This window comes from Streptomyces sp. NPDC047042, from assembly GCF_040644035.1.
In the GTDB taxonomy this organism is placed as follows: Bacteria; Actinomycetota; Actinomycetes; order Streptomycetales; family Streptomycetaceae; genus Streptomyces.
In genome coordinates this window covers 67,717-87,915 of record NZ_JBEYVP010000005.1, presented here as the reverse complement: position 1 = coordinate 87,915, position 20,199 = coordinate 67,717, and the positions used below count along the sequence as shown (strand labels likewise).

General features: G+C 72.1%; 18 protein-coding genes. 11 read left to right on the top strand and 7 right to left on the bottom strand.

Annotation, left to right across the window (positions count from 1 at the left end; translation table 11 throughout):
- Positions 1-69: 69 nt before the first annotated feature.
- The 4 genes from ABZ855_RS06790 to ABZ855_RS06775 all read right to left on the bottom strand — a co-directional run bounded on the left by ABZ855_RS06790 (position 70) and on the right by ABZ855_RS06775 (position 4,415).
- Positions 70-999, bottom strand: coding sequence for an Ada metal-binding domain-containing protein (locus ABZ855_RS06790; RefSeq protein WP_360802062.1), 930 nt, complete (start codon positions 997-999; stop codon positions 70-72).
- 44 nt (positions 1,000-1,043) lie between these two features.
- Positions 1,044-2,432 (bottom strand): AMP-binding protein, encoded by a 1,389-nt coding sequence (locus ABZ855_RS06785; RefSeq protein ID WP_360802059.1) that lies wholly within the window; start codon positions 2,430-2,432, stop codon positions 1,044-1,046.
- Positions 2,433-2,502: 70 nt separating this feature from the next.
- The gene (locus tag ABZ855_RS06780) at positions 2,503-3,612 is read right to left on the bottom strand and encodes a 3-dehydroquinate synthase II (protein WP_360802056.1); all 1,110 of its coding nucleotides are present in this window, start codon (positions 3,610-3,612) and stop codon (positions 2,503-2,505) included.
- Positions 3,609-4,415, bottom strand: coding sequence for a 2-amino-3,7-dideoxy-D-threo-hept-6-ulosonate synthase (locus tag ABZ855_RS06775; RefSeq protein ID WP_360802613.1), 807 nt, complete (start codon positions 4,413-4,415; stop codon positions 3,609-3,611). Before ABZ855_RS06775 ends, ABZ855_RS06780 begins: the two co-directional genes overlap by 4 nt.
- 217 nt (positions 4,416-4,632) lie before the next feature.
- Here ABZ855_RS06775 and ABZ855_RS06770 point away from each other — a divergent pair, with 217 nt between their 5' ends.
- Complete coding sequence (locus ABZ855_RS06770; RefSeq protein ID WP_360802053.1) at positions 4,633-6,285, top strand: FAD-binding oxidoreductase; 1,653 nt, start codon at positions 4,633-4,635, stop codon at positions 6,283-6,285.
- Between the two features lie 105 nt (positions 6,286-6,390).
- The gene (locus tag ABZ855_RS06765) at positions 6,391-7,899 is read left to right on the top strand and encodes an FAD-dependent monooxygenase (RefSeq protein ID WP_360802050.1); all 1,509 of its coding nucleotides are present in this window, start codon (positions 6,391-6,393) and stop codon (positions 7,897-7,899) included.
- A 60-nt stretch (positions 7,900-7,959) separates the two neighbouring features.
- Here ABZ855_RS06765 and metF read toward each other — a convergent pair whose 3' ends face one another.
- Together metF and ABZ855_RS06755 are read right to left on the bottom strand one after the other, a co-directional pair.
- Positions 7,960-8,859 (bottom strand): methylenetetrahydrofolate reductase [NAD(P)H], encoded by a 900-nt coding sequence (metF, locus tag ABZ855_RS06760; protein ID WP_360802047.1) that lies wholly within the window; start codon positions 8,857-8,859, stop codon positions 7,960-7,962.
- Positions 8,856-9,839, bottom strand: a complete 984-nt coding sequence (locus ABZ855_RS06755; protein ID WP_360802044.1) for a carbohydrate kinase family protein — start codon at positions 9,837-9,839, stop codon at positions 8,856-8,858. Before ABZ855_RS06755 ends, metF begins: the two co-directional genes overlap by 4 nt.
- A 219-nt stretch (positions 9,840-10,058) precedes the next feature.
- Here ABZ855_RS06755 and ABZ855_RS06750 point away from each other — a divergent pair, with 219 nt between their 5' ends.
- The 7 genes from ABZ855_RS06750 to ABZ855_RS06720 all read left to right on the top strand — a co-directional run bounded on the left by ABZ855_RS06750 (position 10,059) and on the right by ABZ855_RS06720 (position 15,773).
- Positions 10,059-10,361 carry an Ada metal-binding domain-containing protein gene (locus ABZ855_RS06750; RefSeq protein WP_360802041.1) on the top strand — a complete coding sequence of 101 codons (303 nt, stop codon included), beginning with the start codon at positions 10,059-10,061 and terminating at the stop codon, positions 10,359-10,361.
- Positions 10,358-10,888, top strand: coding sequence for a hypothetical protein (locus ABZ855_RS06745; protein WP_360802038.1), 531 nt, complete (start codon positions 10,358-10,360; stop codon positions 10,886-10,888). The genes ABZ855_RS06750 and ABZ855_RS06745 overlap by 4 nt, the downstream gene beginning before the upstream one ends.
- A gap of 504 nt (positions 10,889-11,392) precedes the next feature.
- Positions 11,393-13,711, top strand: coding sequence for an ATP-binding protein (locus ABZ855_RS06740; RefSeq protein ID WP_360802035.1), 2,319 nt, complete (start codon positions 11,393-11,395; stop codon positions 13,709-13,711).
- 92 nt (positions 13,712-13,803) lie between these two features.
- Positions 13,804-14,238 carry a roadblock/LC7 domain-containing protein gene (locus ABZ855_RS06735; RefSeq protein WP_319201439.1) on the top strand — a complete coding sequence of 145 codons (435 nt, stop codon included), beginning with the start codon at positions 13,804-13,806 and terminating at the stop codon, positions 14,236-14,238.
- Positions 14,239-14,240: 2 nt separating this feature from the next.
- Positions 14,241-14,612 carry a DUF742 domain-containing protein gene (locus tag ABZ855_RS06730; protein ID WP_319201441.1) on the top strand — a complete coding sequence of 124 codons (372 nt, stop codon included), beginning with the start codon at positions 14,241-14,243 and terminating at the stop codon, positions 14,610-14,612.
- Positions 14,590-15,198 (top strand): ATP/GTP-binding protein, encoded by a 609-nt coding sequence (locus tag ABZ855_RS06725; RefSeq protein WP_360802030.1) that lies wholly within the window; start codon positions 14,590-14,592, stop codon positions 15,196-15,198. The genes ABZ855_RS06730 and ABZ855_RS06725 overlap by 23 nt, the downstream gene beginning before the upstream one ends.
- Entirely contained in the window at positions 15,195-15,773 is a 579-nt protein-coding gene (locus ABZ855_RS06720) for a GAF domain-containing protein (RefSeq protein ID WP_360802027.1), read from the top strand. Before ABZ855_RS06725 ends, ABZ855_RS06720 begins: the two co-directional genes overlap by 4 nt.
- Before the next feature lie 9 nt (positions 15,774-15,782).
- Here the strand turns inward: ABZ855_RS06720 and ABZ855_RS06715 are convergent, their stop codons facing one another.
- Complete coding sequence (locus tag ABZ855_RS06715; RefSeq protein WP_360802024.1) at positions 15,783-17,669, bottom strand: DUF2264 domain-containing protein; 1,887 nt, start codon at positions 17,667-17,669, stop codon at positions 15,783-15,785.
- Between the two features lie 221 nt (positions 17,670-17,890).
- Here ABZ855_RS06715 and tdh point away from each other — a divergent pair, with 221 nt between their 5' ends.
- Both tdh and ABZ855_RS06705 read left to right on the top strand, forming a co-directional pair.
- Complete coding sequence (tdh, locus tag ABZ855_RS06710; protein WP_360802021.1) at positions 17,891-18,919, top strand: L-threonine 3-dehydrogenase; 1,029 nt, start codon at positions 17,891-17,893, stop codon at positions 18,917-18,919.
- 35 nt (positions 18,920-18,954) lie between these two features.
- Positions 18,955-20,193: a glycine C-acetyltransferase gene (locus ABZ855_RS06705; protein ID WP_360802018.1), complete on the top strand. Its 1,239-nt coding sequence runs from the start codon at positions 18,955-18,957 to the stop codon at positions 20,191-20,193.
- The last annotated feature ends 6 nt before the right edge of the window (positions 20,194-20,199 follow it).

Sequence of the window (20,199 nt, the reverse complement as noted above, 5' to 3'; positions counted from 1 at the left end):
TGTCCTGCACGACCCGGCGTGGCGGAGCGGGGCTCGCAGGGGTGGGCGCTCCCGGAAAGTCTGCTGCGCCTACCCGTGAACGCGTACGGCGAGTGCCGGCGGGACCGTTCGTCGTACCCGCACGCTGAGGGCTGAGCGTCTTATCCGCAGGGGGAGTTCCCTGGCCAGCTGCGGGGGCTCCGCCTCGCTCACGGCCGCGGCGACGGCGGCGGCGAAGTCGTCGTCCGCGCGCACGAGCCGGGCGTGCTGGAACGTAGCGTGGAGCTGATGCAGCAGAGCCGGGGCCTCGTCCCCCGTCAGCACCCCGCACACGCCCCTGTCCGTCGCGGCGACGAGCACCGGCCCCAGCGACGAACCCGTCACCGTGTACCGGATGTCCGTCCCGTCGCCGCCCGCGCGGTACGCCTTCGGTGTCATGCCGAGGATCTCCGTCGCCGCCGCGTAGAAGTGGCCGCCGGAGTTGAACCCCGAGCTGTACATGGCGTCGGCGACGGTCCCGGACAGCGGCAGCGCCTCGCGTACCCGGCGGGCGCGCGCCGCCGCCAGATAGGCGTGCGGTGTGATGCCGGTGAACGACTTGAACAGGCGGTGGAAGTGGAAGCGGCTGTAACCGACCTCGCGGGCCAGCTCGTTCAGGCTCGGCGGCAGCGGCGCCTCGTCGATGATCCGGCAGGCCCGGGCGACCGCCTCGGCCGCGGCGGCGTGCCGGTGGGAGTCGTCGGGGCAGCAACGGCGGCAAGGGCGGTATCCCTCGGCGCGGGCATCCTCGGGGGCCGGGAAGAACCGGACGTTCTCGCGTCGGGCCAGTTTCACCGTGCACGAGGGGCGGCTGTACACGCCGGTGGTGACCACCACGTAGCAGAAGTGGCCGTCCGCGCGGGCGTCGCGGTCCCGTACGGCCTGCCAGCGTGCCTCGTCACAGTCGTACGGCGTTGCGGCGGTCGACGTCGTCACCGTCATGCTCCGTGCCTTCCACTCGTCCTGGAGGTCGTTTCCCATGGCATTCCGGCGTCGGCGGCGGCAGCCCCTGGCCGCCGCGGTACTCACCAGCTGATACAGCGGCACGCACCACCGGGCGGATGCGTTCTGTGACGGCGCAGGACGCCTCGGTCCCGCACGGCCTTGCCGTTGGCGGTACGGGGCAGCTCCCGCAGCAGGTGGTAACGGTCCGGCGCCGGCGCCCCGTCGAGGAACCGGCGGCACCAGGAGCGCAACTCGTCGCCGTCCAGTTCCGCGCTGCTCGCGACGTGCGCCTCGATCGGGCCGACCCCGAGGACCACCGCGTCCGTGATGTGCCGGTGGGCCCGCAGCACCGACTCGATGCGCAACAGGTCGACCGAGGCGTCCCCGACACCCTGGACCCTTCCGCGCAGCCGCAGAGCACCGGTATCGGGATCACGCGTGACCAGGTCACGGGTGGACATCCAGCCGCCTGTCCAGGGCGTGTCGTCGTACAGGTACGGAGACTCGGGGACGTGCACCTCCAGCACGCCGCCGACGACCCGGGTACGGCTGCCGGGTACCGGAACGCCTACGCCCGCCGGACCGAAGCGGCCGGTGAGGTCGGCGGCGACGATGCCCGTCTCGGTCGTGCCGTAGGCCTGGCCGACGAGCACCCCGTGTCGGTGGCGGAACACAGCGGGGATCTCGGGCGCCAGCGCGTCACCGCTCGACACGGCCAGCCGGAGGTGCGGCAGCTCGCCGGGCGCGGCCCGCGCCAGCCGGCGGAAGTGGTGCGGATTGCCCAGCACCACATGCGCGTCGGCCGCCGCCCGCACGGTCGCCTCCGCCGTACGGGCGACCGGCATCACCACGGTCGCCCCCACCGCGAGGGAGTGCAGCACCCCGCCGATCAGCCCGAAGGAGTGCGTGAGCGGCTCCAGCACGGACACCCGCTCGCCGTGGCGCGGCATGCCCTCGACGGCGGCGAGCCGGTCCAACTCCTCCAGCAGCGACTGCGGGCTCCTGCCGACCGCCTTGGGGCGCCCGGTGGTTCCCGACGAGAACTGCACGAGGCAGTGTCCGCTCTCGCTCGGACCGCCGCCGGCGTGGCGCCGCACCAGCACCTCGCACTCGTCGACGAAGTCATGGGGCCGCCCGCGGTTCTCGCCGAGCCACACCGAGAACTGCGTCCGCCGCGGCCCGGGCGGGACATCCCGCGACCGGCGGCCGGCCGGTGTCCTCCCCAGCACCACCTGGGCGCCGAGCGACCACAGCGCGAAGAGTGTCCACAGGTGCGTGAAACTCGCGTTGCCGTACAGGGTGACCGTGCTCCCCGCCCGGATGCCGTACTGCTCCAGCACATCGGCCAGCCAGGCCGTCTCGCGGCGCAGTCCGCCGAACGAGACCTCGCGGCCTGCGGCACGTGCCCACACCATGTCGTCGGCGTGGCGGCCGAGCAGTTCGGCACACCACCAGGACCTTCCCGTCATCGCCTCCACCGGACTCCTCGCCCCGGCGCCGGGGGCCGCCGCGGCGAGGGCGGCCCCGGACGCCTGTCGCCTACTTCTCTACGCAGAACTCGCCGACCGGCCAGCCCACATGGCGCTTGTCGGTGGCCACGTGACCCAGCAGCTGGTCGCCCTTCTTCAGCTCCGTCACGTTCAGCACCGCCGCACCGGGACCGAGCACCCGCACGTGCCAGTCGTCCTGCACGATCAGGCTGACCTCGACCCCCTCCGGGGAGACGGCCTTGATGCCGAGCAGCGGACGGGACTCCAGCTTGATACGGCCCACCACGATCCGGCGGGTGCGGCCGTCGGCGCCGACGGCGAGCACCGGACTGCCGGCCTTGAGCTCGCTCAGGTAGTTGGTGCGGTTGTCCGCCCCGAACACATAGCTGTGCAGCGCACCCGCGTTGATCCGGAACGGGCGGGTCGGCATGTACGGCAGCGGGTGCGTCTCGCTCACGCACAGCACGAAGCCGTGCGCGTAGGAGCCGACCAGCATGCCCTCGTCCTTCTCGAAGTGCGTGCACGTGTCGATGCAGACCCGGTCGCCGAGGCCGAGGTGCTCGATCGACTCGACCGTGAGCGTCTGCAGCTGCAGGTCCGGAGTCTTCACCCGCAACATCTCCACCAGCGCGAAGACGTCGTTGGCGGAGCGCGGGGCCACCAGGACGCCCTCGGAGCCCTTCTCCAGGACGTCGACGATGATCTGCGCCTCCTCGATGTCGGCGGCCTGGCAGATCAGCTGTCCCGGCGAGGCGTCGGCCGCGGCGATCACGATCTCCAGCGGGATCTTGGTCGGGTCCTTGAACTCCACCACGGTGAAGGGGAGTTCACGTGCGGCATCGCAGGCGAGCTTCAGGGTGGGGTCGTCGACGACGTTCACCCATGCGGCCGTGTCCTTCTCGCCGCCGCGGTGCAGGTTCTCCAGCGCGCCGAGACTGTCGATGTCGACGACCTCGCGCAGCACGATCAGGTCCTCCGGGGCGCCCTCACCGACGCGCGCGCCCGGTGCGAGGACACGTTTGACGGTGTTCGGCAGCAGGGCGAGGCGCTCCGGGTCGCTGTCGACGATGCCGTCGACCCGCGCGTGGATCGCGGCGTCAACGACCGCCTCGCGGTGTTCGGCGGGCACGGTCCGGAGGTCGATCCAGGCAAACTTCACAACACACCTGCCATCTCGGTCTGCGGCGCGGGCTCGGACGTGAGCTCGCGGTGATGAATGATTGAGGCCAGTTCCCGGACCGCCTTCTCGGGCGACGGGCTGGTGAACACCCGCCGTCCGACGGCGAGTCCGGCACAACCCAGGTCCATGGCGGTGACCGCGAACTCGTACAGGCTGCGGTCGGTGGCGCCGCCGCCCGCCACCACCACCGGCAGCGGCGAGGAGGCGATCACCTCCGCCATGCGCTCCGGCGGGGCGGCGAGCACCGTCTTGACGATGTCGACGCCCAGGTCCGCGGCGATGTTCACCACATGGGCGACGAGTGTCGGGTCGGTCGGATCGGTCACACGGGGGCCGCGCGGATAGATCATCGCCATGAGCGGCATGCCGAAGCGCTCGCAGGCCGCGGCCACGGCGCCGAGGTCGGCGAGCTGCTCCGCCTCGGTGTCGGAGCCGATGTTCACGTGCACGCTGACCGCGTCCGCGCCCAGCCGGACCGCCTCCTCCACGTCACCGACCAGCACCTTGGCGTTGACGTCGGGTCCGTGCGCGGTGCTCGCGCTCAGGTGCACCACGAGGGAGCACCGTGTGAGCAGCGCCGGCGCGATCATGCGCGCCCGGCCCTTGTGGACGACGACACCGTCGGCGCCGCCGTCCGCGATGGACCGAACCAGGTCGCCGAAGTCGGCGGCGGTCGCGACGGGCCCGTCGGACACGGAGTGATCCAGCGGCACAAACAGGAACCGGCCGTCTCCCGGCCGGGACAATCGCGCGAGGCGCACCGATTTACCGGTGAGCGGCATGCTCGACATGACACCCCTCCTCGTTCCTGGTCACAGGGTTCGGATGGGATTCCGCTGCGGGTCCCGGGCTGAACCTTCGCAGTGGCCTCTGAAGAATCGAGCCAGGTGCCCCGGGCCGAGCACGCCGCAAGATGCGGAGTGCCGCGAGGCCGGCGGGCTGCCTAGCGTCGCCTGCATCCGCGTGTGATCCGCACGCGACAGCGGGAGGGGAAGCCCCATGACGCACAACCGACAGCAGGTCAGCAGACGGGGGGTGCTCGCGGCGAGCGCCGCGATCGGCGGCGGCGTGCTGCTGCCCGCCGAACAGGCGGTGGCCGCGCCGCAGGAGCTGGTGACCGTCACCCCGGGCGACGCGCGCTACCCGGACCTCGTCCGGGGCTGGAACCAGCGCTACGTCGGCCGGCCCGAGGCGGTCTACGTTCCGCGCTCGACCGCTCAGGTCGCCACCGCCGTCCGGCAGGCGGTCCAGGCCGGCAAACGGCTCACGGTGCGCAGCGGCGGACACTGCTGGGAGGACTTCGTCTTCAGCCCCGACGTCCAGGCGGTCATCGACATGTCGGCGATGCGGGACGTGGACTTCGACCCGGCCATGAACGCCTTCATGGTGCAGCCGGGCGCCCAGCTCCTCGACGTCTACGAGCGCCTGTACCGCACCTGGGGCGTCATCGTGCCGGCCGGCATGTGCTTCCAGGTCGGGGCGGGCGGCCACGTCAGCGGCGGCGGCTGGGGACTGCTGTGCCGCCGGCTCGGCCTGGTGGTGGACCACCTGTACGCGGTCGAGGTCGTCGTGGTGAACGCCGACAACACCGTGCGCACCGTCGTCGCCACCCGCGAGGCCAACGATCCGAACCGGGACCTGTGGTGGGCCCACACGGGCGGGGGCGGCGGCAACTTCGGCGTCGTCACCCGCTACTGGTTCCGCAGTCCCGGAGCGAGCGGCACGGACCCGGCCCGGCTGCTGCCGGCGCCGCCCCCGGAGGTCCTGGTCAGCGCCGTCTCCTGGCAGTGGGCCGACCTCGACGAGCGGTCCTTCACACGGCTGGTCAGCAACTACGCGGACTGGCACGTACGGCACGCGGCCCCCGACGACCCGACGACCGCCGTGTGCAGCCTGCTCTCCCTCAACCACGTCTCGAACGGAGCCGTGGGCCTGATCACGCACGTCGACGCGAGCGTGCCCGGCGCTGCCCGGCTGCACGACCAGTTTCTCGCGGCCGTCAGCGAGGGCGTCACCGCCGCGTACGGACCGGTCACCACGCGGATGGGCGAGCTGACCGCGCTGCCCGACCTGGCCACCCCTCGCCGCCTCCCCTGGCTGCAGGCGGCCCGCTACCTCGGCACGGCCAACCCCACCACCAACGACCCGACCCAGAAGAGCGACTTCAAGTCGGCCTACATGAAGGCCGGTTTCCCCCAGCGCCAGCTTGCCGCGCTGTACCGCCACCTCACCCGCACGGACATCGGCAACCCCACCGGCTCGGTCATGCTCAGCTCCTTCGCCGGCCAGGTCTCGGCCGTCGCCCAGGACGCCACGGCGAGCGCCCACCGCGACGCCGCGTACAAGCTGGCCTGGATGATCTGGTGGGACGACCCGGCCGAGGAGAAGGACTGCGTGCGCTGGCTGCGCGAGTTCTACACCGACATGTACGCCGACACCGGCGGCGTCCCGGTCCCCGGCGCGGTCACCGACGGCTGCTACGTCAACTACCCCGACGCCGACCTCGGCTCGCCGGAGTTCAACCGCTCGGGCACGCCCTGGCACGACCTGTACTACAAGGGCAACTACCGGCGTCTGCAGCGCGTCAAGCAGGCGTACGACCCCGGCAACGTCTTCCGGCACCGGCAGTCGGTGCGGCTGCCGGGCAGCTGAGCCCGCGCCCGCCGGTGCAACCCGTCGGCGCGGGCCGGTGTTCCTCCTGACGTACAGCATCCGAACGGATGCCCACAGTGCCCGTCCAGCGACGCAGGAGCCCCGATGCCGAACAGCCCAGCCGTGGACACCCAGGTCGCTGTCGTCGGCGGCGGACCCGTCGGCATGCTGCTCGCCCGGGAACTGGCCCTGCTGGGCGTGCGCGTCACCGTCCTGGAGAAACTGTCCGCGCCGACCGGTGAGTCGAAGGCGGGGACGCTGCACGCCCGTACCGCGCAGACCCTGCACCGGCGCGGACTCCTCGAAGCCGTGCAGCCCGGACCGCCTGCCCCGCCGGTGGGCCTCGGACCCGTGCCGTTCCACTTCTCCGGCATGTTCGACCTCGACCTGAGCCGTGTCGTCACCGAGGGCCCCGTGATGGTGGGCAGCCCGCAGGCATGGGCGCAGGAGGTGTTCGCGGCCGACGCCGAGCGACTCGGCGCGCGCATCAGGCGCGACCGCGAACTCGTCGGCCTCGACCAGGAAGCGGACGCGGTACGGCTGACCGTACGCGACTCCCGGGGCGCCACCCATACCGTGCGCGCCTCCTGGGTGGTCGGCGCCGACGGCGCCCGCAGCGCCGTGCGCGGACTGACCGGCATCCCGTTCACCGGCACGCCCGCCGGCGTCGGCGCCCTGATCGGGGAGGTCCGCCTCCTGGACCCGGCGCGGGCGCCGCACGGCTGGCAGCGCAACTCGCGGGGCTGGACCCTGGTCTGGCTCAACCTGTACGGACGCAGCCGGGTGTGCACGTACGACTTCCGCGGCCCGCACCCGGACCGGCAGGCGCCCGTGACCCTGGACGAGTTCCGGGCGGAGGTGGAGCGGATCGCGGGCCATCCGGTGCCGATGGACTCACCGAACGGGCTCACTCGCTTCAGCGACGCCGCCCTGCAGGCCGAGCACTACCGCGTCGGCAGGGTCCTGCTGGCCGGCGACGCGGCGCACGTGCACTTCCCGGCCGGCGGCCAGGGCGTCAACCTGGGCCTGCAGGACGCCGTCAACCTGGGCTGGAAACTCGCCGCCGAGGTGCACGGCTGGGCGCCGCCCGGACTGCTCGACACCTACGAGATCGAGCGCGCGCCCGTCGCCGAGGCGGTCCTGGAGAACGTGCGCGCCCAGGTGGCCCTGATGGACCCCGACCCCCGCATGGACTCGCTGCGGACCCTGTTCGCCCGGATGATGCACTTCGACGACGTCAACCAGTACCTCGGCGGCATGATCAGCGGTGTCGACGTCTACTACGACACCAGCGGTCCCGGCGACCCGCTGGCCGGCCGCTTCGCCCCCGACGTGCTGCTGAAGACCGGCGACTCGGTCACCAGCCTCGCCGAACTCCTGCACAGCGCGCGGCCGTTGTTGCTGCTGCTGACCGACTCGGAGGACTTGCGCGGCGCCGCCGAGCCCTGGCGCTCCCGGGTGAACGTGGTGACGGCGACGGCGGCCGAGCAGATCGGCACCGACGCCCTGCTGGTGCGGCCCGACGGATACATCGCGTGGTCGGCCGTGGGTGACGCCGGGGACGCCGAAGCGCTGGCCGGGACGCTGGGTTGCTGGTTCGGGGACCCCGCGTAGACGGCGGGGCGCCCGCTCGGTGGTGGCACACGACCCTCTCGTCGAGGTGTCGGGCGGTACTCAGCTGACAGACACGCTCCTCGCGATGTGCGTCGACAGCACCTCGCGATGGATGTCGAGGGCCGCGGTGGACTTGTTGAGCGTGATGTAGTGCAGACCGGGCGCGCCCTCGGCGAGGAGACGTCCGGCCATGACAGTGGCGTGCTCCACGCCGATCCGGTGGCCCTCGGCCGCGTCGTGGCGGGCGCTCTCGAGCCGGTGGGCGAGGTCCTCGGGGAAAGTCGCGTGGGACAGTTCGGCGAAGCGGCGGATCTGCCGGACGTCGGTGGCCGGCATGATCTCCGGGATGATCGGGATGTCGCAGCCGGCCGCGGCCACCCGGTCGCGCAACCGCAGGTAGTCCTCCACGCGGAAGAACATCTGGGTGACGGCGTAGTCGGCGCCCGCCCGGCACTTGGCGACGAAGTGCCGGATGTCGCTGTCCCAGTCAGGCGAGCGCGGGTGCATCTCGGGGAAGGCCGCCACACCGATGGTGAAGTCACCGAGTGAGCGGACGAGTTCGACCAGTTCCCGGGCGTGGGTGAAACCGGCGGGGTGCGGCGTCCAGGGGCCGTTCGGATCGCCGGGCGGATCACCCCGCAGCACCAGCACGTCCCTGATCCCCGCGTCGGCGTACTGGCCGATGATGTGCCGCAGTTCGGCCACCGAGTGCCCTACGGCCGTCAGGTGGGCGACGGGCCGCAGGGTGGTCTCGGCGGCGATGCGCCGGGTGACCTCGACGGTCCGCTCACGCGACGATCCGCCGGCGCCGTAGGTGACGGACACGAAGGTGGGCGAGAGGGCCTCGACGCGGCGGACGGAGTTCCACAGGGCGCGCTCGCCCTGGTCGGTCCTGGGCGGGAAGAACTCGAACGAGAACGAGGGAACCGCCCCCGCCGGCTTGCCGAACAGCCCGCTCATGACAGCCCCGCCAGGCGCGGCTCCATCTCACGGGCCGCGTCGTGCCCGTACGTACGCTCGACCCGGTCGGTCAGCTCCACCGCGAGCAGCTTGTACTCCTGTGTGCCGACCGTTTCCAGGACGATCGACGCCAGCGCACAGCCCAGCCGCGCCGCCCGTTCCTCGGGCCAGTCCCAGCTCAGGCCGGCGAGAAAGCCGGAGCGGAACGCGTCCCCGACCCCGGTGGGGTCGGCGATTCTCGCGGTGTGGACGGCGGGCACGTCCAGCCGGGGCTGACCGCACCGCGCCAAGGAGACGCCGTCCGCGCCCCGGGTGGTGATCCATGTACCGACACGCCCGAGGATGTGCCGTTCGCTCCATCCGGTTCGCTCCCGCAGCAGGGCGGACTCGTACTCGTTGGTGAAGAGCAGGTGCGCGCCGTCCACGAGGCGACGGGCCTGGGTGTCGTCCAGGCGGGCGAGCTGCTGCGAGGGATCGGCGGCCAGGCGGGTGCCGGCTCGCCGGGCGGTCTCGGTGTGGCGCAGCATCGCCTCCGGGGCGTCGGCGCCGACGAGCACCAGGTCGAAGCCGCCGCAGCGGGCCGCGGCCGCGGCGAGGTCGATCTTCGGGGCGTCCGCCATGGCGCCGGCGTAGAAGGTGGCGATCTGGTTCTGCGCCTCGTCCGTCGTGCACACGAACCGGGCGGTGTGCAGTGTCTCGCTGATCCTGACGGAGTCCGTGTCCACGCCGGCGGCCCGCAGCCAGGCCCCGTACTCGGCGAAGTCGACGCCCGCGGCGCCGATCAGACGCGGGGTCAGTCCGAGCCGCGCGAGTCCGAAGGCGATGTTGGCGGCGACACCGCCGCGCCGCACGTCCAGCCGGTCGACGAGGAAGGAGAGGGACACCTGTTCCAGTCGGTCGGCGATCAGTTGGTCGGTGAACCGACCGGGGAAGGACATCAGATGGTCGGTGGCTATCGAGCCGGTCACGGCGATTCGCACGACGGTCTCTCCTTGAACCCGGGGTCGAAGGGCACGGCCCGACCCGGCGGCCGAGTCGCGTGGGACGCCGCGGCCGGGTCCCGGCAGTGTGGGACTGCCCAGCAGGAAAGACTGCCGCGCGCCGCTGAAGCGCCGGTCGAAGTCACCCGCCCGCCCGTCGCGGGGCGGACGTCCTGATACCGCTGGTACGACCGCCCCGGGATGATGCACAGTGCCTTCGTGGACAGACGACGGCTGGACGACACGGCCCCCGCGGCGGCGCATCGCGGCTACACGGTGATCGACAGCGAGGGGAGGCCGTACCGCAGCGACGTGGCCGGGCGGTTCGGCGGCTACCGGCGCGGACGGATCTACGGACGGCTGGACTGCCCCTCCGCTCTGCGGCACATCGCCCGCGGGAACTACGTACGCCACCGGGTGTTCTTCGCGGACGAGGCGACCGCCGTCGCCGCGGGATACCGGCCGTGCGCGGTCTGCCTTCCCGAACGCCACCGGGCGTGGCGCACAGGGGAGTCGTCATGAACGAGCGCTCTCCCCGGCTGCTGCCGGCGGCCCTCTCCGACTACGCGCCCTGGCCCGCGGTCCGGCCGCACACCGGCCGCGAACTCGCGCGGCTGCTCGCGCTGCTGGAAGGCGGTGGGTTCCGCGGAGGTGGTGTCGCGCTGGGGCACGGCCGGGACGCCGCGTCCAGGGACGCCGCCGCGGCGTTCGCCGACGCCTGGCAGGGGAGCGGTGGATGGCTGGCCGAGGTGGTCGACTGGCCGGAGGACGCCGCGTCCTGGCTGCGCCAGGCTCGCCGGCTGACCCGTGCCGAGCCGGACGCCTGGGTGGTGGCCGCGGGGTCGGTCGGCTGGGCCCAGATGAGCCGCCGGTTGCGGCACAGCACCGTGTGGGACCCGCGCCGCACGTTCGGCTTCGCGTCCGCTGGCGATTCGCGGCTGGCGACCGCCGCGGGTTCGGGGGTACTGGACGGCATGCGCGGCGCGACGGCGGACGGCAGGGTGTGGATGATCCGCCGGGGCTGGCTGGTGGAGTCCGACGACGAATGACCTCGCACGGCCGTTGTCACTCGTACGGCTGATGTGGAGGACCCCCGGACCGACACGGCCGGTGACATTCAGGGGGATGCTGCCGGCGGCAGCGGAGAGCCCGCGGTGGGCTTCGTGGGCTGACCGCGACCGGCGAAAACGGACGACGAACGGACAGCCGTACGGACGGCGGGGGCCGGGGAGCAGGGGGCTCCCCGGCCCCCGCCGTCTGTTTGTGCACGGTTCTGACCAGCTCTGATCGGTTGGGCGGAGGAAGGGAACGGGCGTCCGAAAGGCTTATCGGTCTGCCGTGCGAGGTCTCATACCAGAGCGGGACGTCGCGTGGGGGAGTTTGTCAACTGCCCACCGCACCTGATGCGTTGCCGACTACTGTGAGTGGCCGCCGGGCGACACAGGGCCGTTTTTTTCGGCTCCCGACCGGCACCGCGATGGCACACGCCCGAGTCGCGCAGACGCGCGACATCCAGGTCCCGAAGGTCCCGACGCACCAGTACGAGGACGAAGATGTCTCACCTCCGAGCACCGGCCCCCCGCGCAGACCGCCGTGAGGGCGGACGGCACGGTCGGCCGGTCGCCCGTACCGTCCCCTCACTGCCCGAGACCCACATACGGCCCCAGCTGGTGCGGCTCGCCGTACTGCCGCCGCTCGCGGTCGCCCTCAGCGCCTGCGCGGCCGTCCTGTTCCTCGTCCGCTCCAGCGGGGTGCGCCCCAGCCTCACCCTGTTCGCCGTGCTCGCCGGGGCGGTCGGCGTGGCCCTCGGCGGTATCGTGATCGCCCTGGTCGCCGCCGACCGCACCGCCAGATCCGTGGGAGAACGGGTCGGCGCCCTGCGTCAGACCAGCGCCCGCAGCGAAGCGGAGCTGCGGGCCCTGGTCGAGGCGTTGCGCAGGGGCGACGCCCCGCCCGCCCGCAGGCCGCGCGGTGAACCGGCGGCCGACGCCGACGACTTCGAGCTTCTCGGCGCCGACCTCGCCCGCGCACACGACGGCGCCGTCACCGCCGTCGTCCAGGCCTCGCAGCTCTCCAGCCAGGCGGGCAGCGAACAGAAGGTCGAGGTCTTCGTCAACCTCGCCCGGCGCCTTCAGTCGCTCGTGCACCGCGAGATCTCCATCCTCGACGAGCTGGAACACGAGATCGAGGACCCCGACCTGCTCAAGGGCCTCTTCCACGTCGACCACCTCGCCACCCGCATCCGCCGGCACGCCGAGAACCTCGCCGTCCTCGGCGGTGCCGTCTCCCGCCGGCAGTGGAGTAACCCGGTCTCCATGACCGAGGTACTGCGCTCGGCGATCGCGGAGGTCGAGCAGTACTCGCGCGTCAAGCTCGTGCCCCCGATCGACGGCACCCTGCGCGGACACGCCGTCGCGGACGTCATCCACCTGCTCGCCGAACTCGTCGAGAACGCCACCCTGTTCTCCGCGCCGCACACCCAGGTGCTGCTGCGCGCCAACCTCGTGACCTCGGGGCTCGCCGTCGAGGTCGAGGACCGCGGCCTCGGCATGCCCGTGGACGAGCAGCACAAGATGAACGCCCTGCTCACGGACCCCGACCAGGTCAATGTCGCCAGCCTGCTCCAGGACGGCCGCATCGGGCTCTTCGTGGTCTCCCAGCTCGCCCGCCGGCACGGCATCCACGTCCGCCTGCAGACCAACATCTACGGCGGAGTGCAGGCCGTACTCGTCGTGCCGCAGGGGCTGTTGGGCACCGCCGCGGGACAGGGCGCCCCCGTGCCCGTACCGCAGCCGCGCCCCCAGGCGACGCCTCAGCCCAGGACGCAGACTCAGACCCAGGAGACCGGGGGCATGCGGAAGGTGGCCGAGCCGCCCCGGCAGCGGCCGTCGGCCGCCGGCCGCGAAGGACGGCCCCCGGCGCCCGACACACAGCCCGGCGGCCCGACGAGCCGCCGGCCGGAGGCGCCCGTACGTCCCGCCGCACCGGCGCCGCTGCCCGTACGCGGGGCGCACCTCGAGCGGCCCAACCCCGCGGAGGCGATGCCCGGCATCCGCCCCGACGACCGGCGGACCGTCGCGGACCACACGAGCACGCCACCCACTCCCCGCAACAACAGCGCCGTGCGCGGCACCATGGGCAAGCCCCAACTGCCCCGCCGCCGCGCGCAGGAACACATCGCGCCCCAACTGCGCGGCGGCCCGGCGGCTCCGCGTCCGGAGAGCGAACAGGTGGTCGAACACGATCCAGGCCTCATGGCCGCCTTCCAGCGAGGCATCGGACTCGCTGAGGCCCGCCAACTGGAAGCGGACTACACGGACCCGGCGGTGGCGGCGATGGAACGGGAGTACGAGGCACGGTACGGGGAGCGGACGCGCGCGGAAGCCCCCTCCGGGCAACCGGCGTCCCTGCAGCCGCCTTACGCGGAGCCCGCGTACCCGGCCGACTCGAATGAGCGGGCGCGCGCGGAAGCGGCCTCCGGGCGACCGCCGTCCCTGCAGCCGTCTTACGTGGAGTCCGCGTACTCGGCCGACTCGGGTGAGCGGGCGCGCGCGGAAGCGGCCTCCGGGCGGCCGGCGTCCTCGCAGCCCGTGTACCCGGCCGATCCGGGAGCCGTGCCCCTGGAACCCGTGTCCATGGAACGGGTGTCGCCGAGGGCCGCCGTGCCCGGACTGGCCCCGGCGGCTCCGGACGCGAGCCGTACGGATGCCGCCGCGGGCCACCGGGACTCCGTGGACGCCGTTGACGGCAGCGGCTTCATGGCCGTACCGCCCTCGGACACCTCCCCCATACCCGAGGCGCACCGGCTGCGCGCGCCCGGACACGACCTGGACCTCACTGCCCGGCACGACGGGAGCGCACCGGCCGGATGACCATCCCCCACAGCACCGTCCCCCGCACCACAAGTCCTGCCCCCACCCCCAGCGCTCCCGCAGACCTTCGTACCCCAAGGAGTCGATCCACCATGGCGAGCGATGTGCCGACCGGCCAGGTATCCGACCTCGACTGGCTGATGAGCGGCCTCGTCCAGCGCGTACCGCACACCACGAGCGCGGTACTCCTGTCCTGCGACGGACTCGTCAAGTCCGTGCACGGACTCGACCCGGACAGCGCCGACCACATGGCCGCCCTGGCCTCCGGTCTCTACTCCCTCGGACGCAGCGCGGGCGTCCGGTTCGGGGACGGCGGTGAGGTCCGGCAGGTCGTCGTCGAACTCGACTCGACCCTGCTGTTCGTCACCACCGCGGGCTCCGGCACCTGTCTCGCCGTGCTCGCGGGCCGGGAGGCCGATGCCGCGGTGCTCGGGTACGAGATGGCGATGCTGGTCAAGAGCGTCCGCCCGTATCTGATGACCGCGCCCCGGCAGTCCGCCGTCGAACCGTCGGCGATGAGGCCTTGAGCGTGACGGCGGCCGGCGACGGGCCCTGGCTCGACGACGCGGCCGGACGGCTCGTGCGCCCCTACACCGTCAGCAACGGCCGGACCCGGCCGTCCACCGCCCTCGACCTGATGTCCCAGGTGATGGCCACCGGGGCCACCCCTCTCGGCTACCTCGGCCCCGAACACGCGACCGCGCTCGACCTGTGCCGGGTGCCCGTGTCGGTCGCCGAGATGGCCGCCCATCTGAAGCTGCCCGCGGCGGTCACCAAGGTGCTGCTCTCCGACCTCGTCGACTGCGGGGCGCTCACCACCAAACCGCCCGAGTTCTACCACAACCCCACTGACCGGTCTCTTCTGGAGGCAGTGCTCGATGGACTACGACGACAGCTCTGATCCCTTTCCCACCGCCTTGAAGATCCTGGTGGCGGGAGGGTTCGGAGTCGGCAAGACGACCCTGGTCGGCGCGGTGAGCGAGATCGCGCCGCTCAGTACCGAGGAACTGCTCACCACGGTGAGTGCCTCGACCGACAGTCTCGAAGGCATCGAGAACAAGGTCGAGACCACCGTGGCGATGGACTTCGGCCGCATCACCCTGGACCCGCAACACGTCCTCTATCTGTTCGGCACGCCCGGACAGGAGCGATTCTGGTTCATGTGGGACGAGCTCTCCGAGGGCGCGCTCGGCGCGGTGATCCTCGCCGACACCCGGCGCCTGGAGGACTGCTTCGCGGCCGTCGACTTCTTCGAACAGCGCGGCCTCGGCTTCATCGTGGCGATCAACGAGTTCGACGGCTCGTACCGCTACGACCCCGAGGAGGTGCGCGCCGCGATCGACCTGGACCCCGACATCCCGATCGTGCGCTGCGACGCCCGTATCTCCAGTTCGGGCGTGCAGACCCTGCTCACTCTCGTACGGCATCTGCTCGCCCACGCGCCCGCGCCCGCAGCCGGCGCCCACAGTGAGGGAGCCCGCCCATGAGCTACGACCCGCCACGCCCGGCCGGTCGTCTGCTGCTGACTCCCGAGGACAGCGAGGCCCCCGCCCGCACCCGGCGGTTGCACGGCCTCGGCCTCGGGGAACGGCCCGAGCCGGCCCTCGACGCCTTCGCGGACCGGCTCGCTGAGCTGGTGGGCACGCCGTACGCGATGGTCAACTTCATCGGTGAGGAGCGGCAGTTCTTCGCCGGACTCCATGTCCCCGGCGCTGCCGACACCGCGGGCCGTCGCGCGGCCGGTGCCGACTCCGACGAGGTGAAGCCGTGTGTGGGCCGGCGGCTGCCGCGCGACCACGGGTTCTGCCCCCATGTGGTGGTCCGGCGCAAGGCGCTGGTCCTGGAGGACGTCCGGGACTATCCGCGGTTCGCGGGCAACCCCGTCGTCGACGAGTTCGGCATCCACTCCTATCTGGGCGCGCCGCTCATCGACAGCACGGGCATGGCGCTGGGCACGGTGTGTGTCGCCGCCTTCGAGCCGCGCCCGTGGGGGAAGGCGGGCCTGGAGACCATCAAGGCGATGGCGGCGGAACTGGTGGGGCGACTCGCGCCGGGAGGGTGACCCGGTGGATCACACGGAGACCGTCTCGCCGTCCGGGAACATGATCAGGGCGCGGCCCTCCTCCGTCACCGCGCAGGACACCGCCTCCCGCAGGGCCTGCGGATGCACGGTGTCCCGGGTCAGCGCGACCAGGGTCACGAACAGCCTGGTCGCTCCCGGGGATTCGGCCGCGCGCTGGAGGTAGGGCGTCGCCGAGTGCGGCCCGAAGGCGTTCGCGTCGACCTCGCGGGCCACGCCCGTCGCGTCGTCCCAGCCGTGCAGGCCTACGACCACGCTGGTCAGCCCGGAGCCGGTACGGGTCAGGGCCCAGCCGTCACCCCGCTCGGCCTTGGGCAGGGCGGTGTCGGCCACCGCGTACCCGCCCTCGCGGACCGCCGCGTCGGCCGGCGCCTGGACCCGGTGCACGCGGATCTCCCAGGTACCGTGCAGCAGGCTCGTCGACTCGACCCGGAACTCCCCTTCGAAACCCGGGAGTTCGGCTTCGCACCGGGAGGCCGCGACCCGCCCCGAGCAGTGCAGCGGAAGGATTCTGCGCCGACGCGACGCCGTGCCGTCGGGGGCGAGGAGCGCCAGGTGACCGTCCACGTTCCGCTCCCAGGCCACCGAGCCCGTCTCCGGCGCGGTGGCCGTCGAGTAGCCGAACTTGGCGTAGTGCGGATCGTCGTCGGCGGGCCCCTCCATCGGATTGCGATCACTGCCGTGGTTGACGAGGCGCACGATGCCGTCGTGCCGGGTGCCGTGCAGCAGCCACCCCGGCCCCGGCAGCGCCGTGTACTGGTCCGACTCCTCGACGGGCAGCGGGCGTTCGTGCGCGGTCCACACCGCGTGCTCCGGCGGGAGCAGCAACCCCAGGAAGGCCATGCTCGACCAGTACGGCGATCCGGGCCCCGAGTACGCCTGGGTCGCCGGCAGGAACGTGCCGTACCAGCCCAGCGGCTGCAGCCCGCGCTCGTCGGGCACCCCGCGCTCCACGAAGTGCGCCACCGCGCCCGAGGCCAGCCGGCGGGTCAGCCCCGGCGCCAGGGGAGTGCACTCCGCCAGCGCGCCCAGCCAGACGGGGGCCGTCGCGGCGAAACGGTACGTCAGGTTGCGGCCCTGGTGGACGGGGGCGCCGTCCGCGCCGAAGAAGTGGGGGTAGGAGGCGAGGAACTGGGCGAGCCGACGCCGGTGGACCCGGCCGCGGCCGCCGTCCTCGCCGCCCGTCATCCGGGCCCAGAGCAGCGGATAGATGTGCAGTGCCCAGCCCACGTGGTGGTCGAAGGTGCGGCCGTCGCCGTCGCTGTACCAGCCGCCGCCGACATACCAGTCGTCCATCCGGTCGAGTCCGCCGTCGATGTCCTCCTGGCGGTGCGGCGCGCCCACGGAGGCCAGGAACTGCTCGGCGACCACCTGGCACAGCCGCCCGCTGTCGTCCCGGGTGCGGCGGCCGACGAAACCCCACAGCCAGTCGACGATCCGCTCCTGGACGTCCACGTCGAGCCGGTCCCAGAGCCACGGGCGGGTCTCGTGCAGCCCGATGGCGATCGAGGCCGCCTCGGTCATCGGCTGGGAACAGTCGGTGAGTTCGGGCCAGGCCTCGCCGCTGTCACGGTCCGTGCCCGTTGTCAGACCCCGCGCGTAGCGTTCCACGAGACGGGGATCGGCCTCGCCCGCCGCTCCCGCGATCCGGAAGGAGGCCAGCAGGAACGACCTCGCGAAGCCCTCGAGTCCGTCCGCCACCACGCCGGCGGAGGAGCTGCGGCCGGGCAGCCGGTACTGCGCGAGACCCGGCGTCGCGTAGGGGACCAGCGCCGCCAACTGCCGGTCTGCGAGCGTCTCCCAGTGTGCCCGGGTCCAGCCGGTGAACAGCGACAGGACCCGGTCGTTGGGCGGGAGCGCCAAATGCGGTGCGGGCATGACGGGTTCCTGACTCCTTCGACGGGCCCCGGCGGGGTCTCACATGGGGATTCGCGTGATTCTCAGAAGGGATACGGCTGATGGTTCCGGTCGGATCAACACGTGAAGGAAAGCTGCGGCGGAGCTTAAGAAATCCTCGATGGACCGGCGAGCCGTCGTACGGCAGATTTCTTCTCGCGTTCATGCCCTGCCACGGGCCCTCACCCACAGGAGCCGCTGCCTTGAAAGCGCTGGTCAAGAAGAAGGCGGAGCCCGGGCTGTGGCTCGCGGACGTACCGGAACCGGCCGTCGGCCACGGTGACGTGCTGATCAAGGTGCTCAGGACCGGGATCTGCGGCACCGACCTGCACATCCGCGCCTGGGACGGCTGGGCGCGACAGGCGGTCCGGACACCACTGATCGTCGGGCACGAGTTCGTCGGCGAGGTCGTCGGGGTCGGCCGCGATGTCACCGACATCGGAGTCGGCGACCGGGTCAGCGGCGAGGGTCACCTCGTGTGCGGCCGGTGCCGCAACTGTCTCGCCGGGCGCCGTCATCTGTGCCGGGCCACCGTGGGACTCGGGGTCGGCCGGGACGGTGCCTTCGCCGAGTACGTCAGCCTGCCTGCCGCCAATGTGTGGGTGCACCGCGTGCCCGTCGACCTCGACGTGGCGGCGATCTTCGACCCGTTCGGCAACGCCGTGCACACCGCGCTGTCCTTCCCGCTGGTGGGTGAGGACGTCCTGATCACCGGGGCCGGCCCGATCGGACTGATGGCGGTCGCGGTGGCCCGGCACGCGGGGGCGCGGAACGTCGTCGTCACCGACGTCAGCGAGGAGCGGCTCGAACTGGCGCGCAAGATCGGCGCGAGCCTGGCGCTGAACGTCTCCGGCGCGACCGTCGCCGACGGACAGCGCGCCCTCGGGCTGCGCGAGGGCTTCGACATCGGCCTGGAGATGTCCGGCCGCCCCGAGGCCCTGCGCGACATGATCGCCAACATGACGCACGGCGGCCGGATCGCGATGCTCGGCCTGCCGTCCGAGGAGTTCCCGGTCGACTGGTCCCGGATCGTCACCTCCATGATCACGATCAAGGGCATCTACGGCCGTGAGATGTTCGAGACCTGGTACGCGATGTCCGTACTGCTGGAGGGCGGCCTCGACCTCGCCCCGGTCATCACAGGCCGCTACGACCACCGCGACCACGAGACCGCGTTCGCGGACGCGGCGAGCGGCCGGGGCGGCAAGGTCATCCTCGACTGGACCACGTAACACGTCAGTCCCTCACAGCCTCAGGAGCCCCTGTCATGTTCGACTCCGTGCGCGACGACCTGCGCGCCACCCTCGACGACATCCGCGCCGCCGGTCTGCACAAGCCGGAGCGTGTCATCGGCACCCCGCAGTCCGCGACCGTCTCCGTGACCGCGGGCGGGCGCCCCGGCGAGGTGCTCAACTTCTGCGCCAACAACTACCTCGGCCTCGCCGACCACCCCGAGGTCGTCACCGCGGCCCACGAGGCGCTCGACCGCTGGGGCTACGGCATGGCCTCCGTACGGTTCATCTGCGGAACGCAGGAGGTGCACAAGGAGCTGGAGGCCCGGCTGTCGGCCTTCCTCGGGCAGGAGGACACGATCCTCTACTCCTCCTGCTTCGACGCCAACGGAGGTGTCTTCGAGACCCTCCTCGACGCCCAGGACGCGGTGATCTCCGACGCCCTCAACCACGCCTCGATCATCGACGGCATCCGCTTGTCCAAGGCCCGCCGCTTCCGGTACGCCAACCGCGACATGGCCGATCTGGAACGGCAGTTGAAGGAGGCCGCGGAGGGCGGCGCGCGCCGGAAGCTGATCGTCACCGACGGTGTGTTCTCCATGGACGGCTATGTGGCCCCGCTGCGCGAGATCTGCGACCTCGCCGACCGCCACGGCGCGATGGTCATGGTCGACGACTCGCACGCCGTCGGTTTCGTCGGCCCCGGTGGCCGGGGCACTCCCGAACTGCACGGCGTCATGGACCGCGTGGACATCCTCACCGGCACGCTGGGCAAGGCACTGGGCGGCGCGTCCGGCGGTTATGTGGCCGCGCGCGCCGAGATCGTCGCCCTTCTGCGGCAGCGCTCACGGCCGTACCTGTTCTCGAACACGCTCGCCCCGGTGATCGCCGCCGCGTCGCTGAAGGTGCTCGACCTGCTGGAGTCCGCGGACGATCTGCGCAAGCGGCTCGCTGAGAACACCGCCCGATTCCGCCACCGGATGAGCGAGAGCGGCTTTGACATCCTCCCCGGCGATCACCCCATCGTGCCCGTCATGATCGGGGACGCCACGAGGGCCGGTCGGCTGGCGGAGCACCTGCTGGAGCGCGGCGTGTATGTGATCGCCTTCTCGTACCCGGTCGTGCCGCAGGGGCAGGCCCGGATCCGTGTCCAGTTGTCGGCGGCGCACTCGAGCCAGGACGTCAACCGTGCCGTCGACGCCTTCCACGCGGCCTCGGAGGATCTGGTGGCTGATCGGAGGGCCCGGGCACACCGTTCTGGACCTACGGGATAATCGATC

What these genes read in the sequence shown, in the direction of transcription:
- ABZ855_RS06715 (WP_360802024.1), bottom strand. Translation starts at nt 17,669, where the DNA reads ATGCCCGCACCGCATTTGGCGCTCCCGCCCAACGACCGGGTCCTGTCG.
- ABZ855_RS06740 (WP_360802035.1), top strand. Translation starts at nt 11,393, where the DNA reads ATGTCTCACCTCCGAGCACCGGCCCCCCGCGCAGACCGCCGTGAGGGC.
- ABZ855_RS06790 (WP_360802062.1), bottom strand. Translation starts at nt 999, where the DNA reads ATGGGAAACGACCTCCAGGACGAGTGGAAGGCACGGAGCATGACGGTG.
- ABZ855_RS06720 (WP_360802027.1), top strand. Translation starts at nt 15,195, where the DNA reads ATGAGCTACGACCCGCCACGCCCGGCCGGTCGTCTGCTGCTGACTCCC.
- ABZ855_RS06725 (WP_360802030.1), top strand. Translation starts at nt 14,590, where the DNA reads ATGGACTACGACGACAGCTCTGATCCCTTTCCCACCGCCTTGAAGATC.
- ABZ855_RS06765 (WP_360802050.1), top strand. Translation starts at nt 6,391, where the DNA reads ATGCCGAACAGCCCAGCCGTGGACACCCAGGTCGCTGTCGTCGGCGGC.
- ABZ855_RS06745 (WP_360802038.1), top strand. Translation starts at nt 10,358, where the DNA reads ATGAACGAGCGCTCTCCCCGGCTGCTGCCGGCGGCCCTCTCCGACTAC.
- metF (WP_360802047.1), bottom strand. Translation starts at nt 8,859, where the DNA reads ATGAGCGGGCTGTTCGGCAAGCCGGCGGGGGCGGTTCCCTCGTTCTCG.
- ABZ855_RS06785 (WP_360802059.1), bottom strand. Translation starts at nt 2,432, where the DNA reads ATGACGGGAAGGTCCTGGTGGTGTGCCGAACTGCTCGGCCGCCACGCC.
- ABZ855_RS06705 (WP_360802018.1), top strand. Translation starts at nt 18,955, where the DNA reads ATGTTCGACTCCGTGCGCGACGACCTGCGCGCCACCCTCGACGACATC.
- ABZ855_RS06735 (WP_319201439.1), top strand. Translation starts at nt 13,804, where the DNA reads ATGGCGAGCGATGTGCCGACCGGCCAGGTATCCGACCTCGACTGGCTG.
- ABZ855_RS06775 (WP_360802613.1), bottom strand. Translation starts at nt 4,415, where the DNA reads ATGCCGCTCACCGGTAAATCGGTGCGCCTCGCGCGATTGTCCCGGCCG.
- ABZ855_RS06770 (WP_360802053.1), top strand. Translation starts at nt 4,633, where the DNA reads ATGACGCACAACCGACAGCAGGTCAGCAGACGGGGGGTGCTCGCGGCG.